Below are 252 nucleotides of genomic sequence, written 5' to 3'. Positions count from 1 at the left end.
ATCACCTTTTGACCTGATTTTTTTCACAGGAAGCGGGGAGACCGGAAAACTCGTAGCCGAGCAGGCAGCGGGACAGCTTACACCGGTGATCCTGGAGCTCGGCGGGAAAAACCCCCGTATCCTCGATGAAACAGGTTTTTCGGAAGCGGCCATCCGGGACATCGTCTGGGGGAAATTCCTTAATGCGGGACAAACGTGCATTGCGCCCGACACCCTGTTTGTCCATGAGTCCATTTTTGAAAAAGCGCTGAA

1 protein-coding gene is annotated in these 252 nt (G+C 53.6%); it reads left to right on the top strand.

Translation table 11 applies throughout. The features are described 5' to 3' along the window. The coding region (locus tag OOT08_RS18945) for an aldehyde dehydrogenase family protein (protein ID WP_325094451.1) at positions 1-252 on the top strand (252 nt) is incomplete at both ends.

It is taken from the genome of Leucobacter sp. M11 (genome assembly GCF_035726885.1).
Lineage (GTDB): Bacteria > Actinomycetota > Actinomycetes > Actinomycetales > Microbacteriaceae > JAPFRB01.
Note: the sequence above shows the minus strand (reverse complement) of the source record. Positions and strands in the feature narration are given on the sequence as shown.